1 protein-coding gene, 4 tRNA genes and 1 pseudogene are annotated in these 4,353 nt (G+C 42.4%); 4 read left to right on the top strand and 2 right to left on the bottom strand.

What is annotated here, in order from left to right; genetic code table 11:
- The first annotated feature begins 138 nt into the window (after positions 1–138).
- From I6E24_RS15520 to I6E24_RS15535, 4 genes are all read left to right on the top strand, one after another.
- A tRNA-Ser gene (locus I6E24_RS15520) sits at positions 139–228 on the top strand.
- Positions 229–243: 15 nt separating this feature from the next.
- Positions 244–317: transfer RNA gene (locus I6E24_RS15525), tRNA-Arg, on the top strand.
- 10 nt (positions 318–327) lie between these two features.
- A tRNA-Glu gene (locus tag I6E24_RS15530) sits at positions 328–400 on the top strand.
- A gap of 10 nt (positions 401–410) precedes the next feature.
- Positions 411–497: transfer RNA gene (locus I6E24_RS15535), tRNA-Ser, on the top strand.
- Positions 498–689: 192 nt separating this feature from the next.
- Here I6E24_RS15535 and I6E24_RS15540 read toward each other — a convergent pair.
- Together I6E24_RS15540 and I6E24_RS15545 are read right to left on the bottom strand one after the other, a co-directional pair.
- Positions 690–3,851 carry a type I restriction endonuclease subunit R gene (locus tag I6E24_RS15540; protein WP_235329524.1) on the bottom strand — a complete coding sequence of 1,054 codons (3,162 nt, stop codon included), beginning with the start codon at positions 3,849–3,851 and terminating at the stop codon, positions 690–692.
- A gap of 93 nt (positions 3,852–3,944) precedes the next feature.
- A pseudogene (locus I6E24_RS15545) lies at positions 3,945–4,208 on the bottom strand (restriction endonuclease subunit S); the annotation flags it as partial.
- Positions 4,209–4,353 lie beyond the last annotated feature (145 nt).

Here is a 4,353-nt window from a genome sequence, read left to right on the forward strand (position 1 = left end):
ATTTTATTAACTACTTTATAATCAAACGACTATTAAAAAGTAACAAAAAAAAGGACAAAAATGTATGAAAATGTTTGGATATATCGGAAACTACTCATATCTTTGCACCGCATTTAAGGAAATGCACTACTGAAAAAAGGAAGTTTGGGTGAGTGGCTGAAACCACCAGTTTGCTAAACTGACGTACGGGTTACCGTACCGGGGGTTCGAATCCCCCAGCTTCCGCCAGTAGTAATGTAAGATGGCCGCGTAGCTCAACTGAATAGAGTAGCTGACTACGGATCAGCCGGTTACAGGTTTGAATCCTGTCGCGGTCACTTTTTTTATGGCGCCTTCGTCTAGCGGTCTAGGACGCGGCCCTCTCACGGCTGAAACACGGGTTCGAGTCCCGTAGGCGCTACAACGGTCTTGGAAGTTTGGGTGAGTGGCTGAAACCAGCAGTTTGCTAAACTGCCGAACGGGTAACCGTTCCGGGGGTTCGAATCCCCCAGCTTCCGCAATAAGCTCTGTAATCAACTGATTATGGGGCTTTTTTGTTTTACTATAGAGTAGAAAAGGCATAGAATAAAACTCTGCTACAATTTTGCTACAGAAATTTTTCCCGTCGCAAAAGTGTAGCAGAGATAACAAAATTAATCTTCAGTTTATCTATTATTTGCCTATAGCAAAATTCAGACTCTTCAATACAGCTATTCGTCTTCCTTTTTCTTATAGTTTTCATACATCACCTTTGCCATCTGTGTCATGACATTACGGTAGAAATCACTGTTTTCAAACAACTTGGCGAATGAGTCCATCTGTTCCACATAGCAACCCCTTGCCACTTCATCAAATATCTGAGGGAAGATACTTTCCTCAAACTGTTTTTCATCCGTATTGTTCGCCTGTTTGGTCAGTTTCTTTTTGGCTGTAGTGACCATCTTATCGTAGATGGATTCCACTATAACACGGTCTGCCTCTGAGAATTGTCCCTGATACATGATATTTACTTTATCAATGATACGGCTCAGCAAATCCTCATTATCGTTCTTCGGCTTTCCTGCCTTTGGATTTTCACCTTTTATCGGTTTACTGTCGTCACCCAAACGGATGGAAACAGTTTCTCCTTCAGATATTTTGGAGTTTACCAGCATAATCTGTTTGTTCAGGTCTATTCTTTCCTTGGCGTTCTTAGGCAGCAGTCTGTACAGATAGTCAGCATATACATAGGCTTTGTACAGTTCCTTGTCGTATGTTCTTGCTATCTGTGCCATATAAGAATAGAAACGGACAAAGTTCTTGATTTTCGACCTTACCTCAAACTGTTTCTCCTCGTCCAAAGCTCCATATCTGTCAATAGTGCTCTTGAAGGCATTCGACAAGGCTCCAAGGCGGTCTTTCTGCTTGCTGATATTTTGCAGCAAATCATAGAATTTCTGTTCGTCACCCTCTGTCCAAAGCTGGAACATCTGTATGTCATTTCTGAAAGTATATACATAGTTCACATCCACAGGCTTTATCAGCTCTGTACCTTTATAGAACGGTTCGAACGATTTCTTAATATCCTCCGGCTTGTTGCAGAAGTCGAGCACGTATGTATCTTTCTTGTCCTTCTGCCATCTGTTCAGACGTGAGAGTGTCTGTACAGCCTTTACGTCCTTCAGTTTCTTGTCGACGAACATTGTATGCAGCAAAGGTTCGTCGAATCCTGTCTGATATTTGTCTGCAACAACCAGCATATTATACAAGTCCGAAGCAAAATACAAAGGCAATTTGGCTTCCGAAATGTTTCGTCCGTCAGTGGAATTCAACTTTGTTTCAGTATATTCCACTCCCTCATACGATACCGTACCGGAGAAAGCCACCATAGGATTTACATCAGTAATATTGTTTTCCTGACAATACCTTTTGATCTCCAAGAAATAACGTACCGCATGAGCACGCGAGGAACATACCACCATCGCCTTTGCCTTTCCAAGCATGGCATTCAGTGTCGCCTCTCTGAACTTCTCCACAATGATAGCCGTTTTCTGAGCTATCACATGCTGATGGTTATCATGGAAAGCCTTTATGGCACGTGTGGCAGGAGTTTCCTCATACGATGGGTCAGACTCTATACGCTTTGCAATCTCGTAAGTAGTGTCATACGTGGTATAATATTTCAGCACATCCTTAATGAATCCCTCCTCTATAGCCTGTAGCATGGAATAATTATGATAAGCCACATATTTGTTGTCTTCAGGATTTTCACCTTCCTCAGCCAGTTCACCGAAAGTCTGTAGAGTCTTTGGCTTTGGAGTTGCCGTAAATGCATAGAAGTACAGATTGTTGTGCTGTCCCTGCGCCAGCAAATCCTCCATCAGTGCATCCTTTTTCTTTTCCAGTTCTTCAGCCTCAATCTCTTCTATTTCCGCATATTCGCGCAATGCCTCGTCTGTATCCGCAAGTGCGGCCTTCAGTTTCTCCGAACTCTTGCCCGACTGTGAAGAATGAGCCTCGTCCACAATTATGGCATATCTCTTGCCGCTTCGACTTGTCAGTTCCTTGTAGATAACCGGAAAACGGTGTAGGGTAGTGATAACAATTCTCGTATTGTCGTCGTTGATGATTCTTGCCAGTTTCTCCGAGTTGTCAGAATCTGTAATGGTTTCTATCTGTCCGTCTATATGGTCGAAGCCTAGGATTGTACTCTGGAGCTGCTTGTTCAGTACACGTCTGTCGGTGATGACAAACACACTGTTGAACATATTCTTCATTTCCGCATTCTGTAGTCCTGCAAGACGATAAGTGAGCCATGCGATAGAGTTCGATTTTCCCGAACCAGCCGAGTGTTGGATAAGATAATTGTTTCCGTGCGGCTTCTTCAGCGAATAGTATTTCGTCTTTTCGTCCGCAGCCATATCATATCTTGCTTCTTCTTTGCAACGGCTTTGCAAAACGTTTGCAAAATAAGTGTCGGCCACTAACTTTTCCACCACATCCAACTGGTGATAACGAGGGAAGATTATCTTCACCGAAGTTTCCGTAATCTCTTTCTCTCTGCCATGCTTGTCTATTATAATCTTCAGTTTTTCTTCCTCCTGGCGTGAGATATAACGCTGAAGAATGGAAAGCAGCATATCCCTGCGCAAGACCTTTTCCCACAAATAGGCAGTTACATATCCGCCGTCCTCACGTTCCGGATTTCCTGCTCCTCCAACTTCACCTGCTCCGTTTGAGCCCTGATTGAAAGGGATGAAGAAAGTCTTTTCTTTTTTCAGCTCGGTAGTAAGAGCCACTTCATACAGGTCAACTCCGAAGTATGCCAATATACGGTTGTTGAAATGAAACAGCGGTTCTTTCGGGTCTCTGTCCGTGCACCACTGACGTTTTGAGTCCTCCACATTCTGACCCGTAATCTGATTTTTCAGTTCCAGGGCCACCACCGGAATACCGTTCAACGAAAGTACCATGTCGATGGTATTCTTGTTCAGCTTGGAATAGGCAAACTGGCGTGTCACTGTGAGAATATTCGCATCATAATTCGCCACAAGTTCATCATTCAGCATCGAAGCCGGAGCAAAATAGCAAAATCTGATATTTATACCCACATCGCTTATACCCTTGCGGAGCACATAAATTAGTCCATAGCGCGAAACGTCGTCTTGAAACACACGGTACAGTTGTTTCTCGGCCTTGTCGCCATACTTGGTTACATATCGTTTCCACTGCTTAGGCTGTGTCTTTTCTATAAAGGAGATAAGCACAGGCATGTCAATAGCTCTGTCCTTGTCGTATGTATCCTGATTGCCTTTTATATATCCGCCCTCTGTGATAAGGTATCGTTCAATATCGGCTTCAAAGTTCTTTTCCTTTAAGTCTGTGGTATTCATGAGTATATCTTTCTTTAATCTTATTATTCAGTTCAAAGTGCCATCCAAAGTACCATTTTGGCTCTTTGACTCCTCTTCTTTGGCACTTTGAGATTAGCTTACTTTTCTTTTTCCGGTTACACACTCGAAAATTAATGATTTCTTGTAGTCTTTCAGCTTCTCTATCTTCTGCTGTTTTATGGAGATTAGCTTGTCTATCTCGCTGCATTTCTGGTCGAGGTAATCGGCGATGGATTGTTGCTCGGAGAGTGAAGGAGTTATAATATCAGTTGATGATAATAATTTTTGAGGAATACTGAATAGTTTGACTCCGTTTACCATTTTTCTAATTTGAGATCTCCAACAATCTGTTTGAAAGAGATAGGAAAAAAATCTGGTTCATCCGACATTTCGCGTGATAGTTGTTAATTAACGAAGAAAACCGCTGAACAAATTGTATATTTGAATCACCACAAACAAATGTACAGTAATGAACAGCAGTTTTCTATATCATGCTTGGGGG

Source organism: Bacteroides caecigallinarum (genome assembly GCF_021530995.1).
Taxonomy (GTDB): Bacteria; Bacteroidota; Bacteroidia; order Bacteroidales; family Bacteroidaceae; genus Phocaeicola; species Phocaeicola faecigallinarum.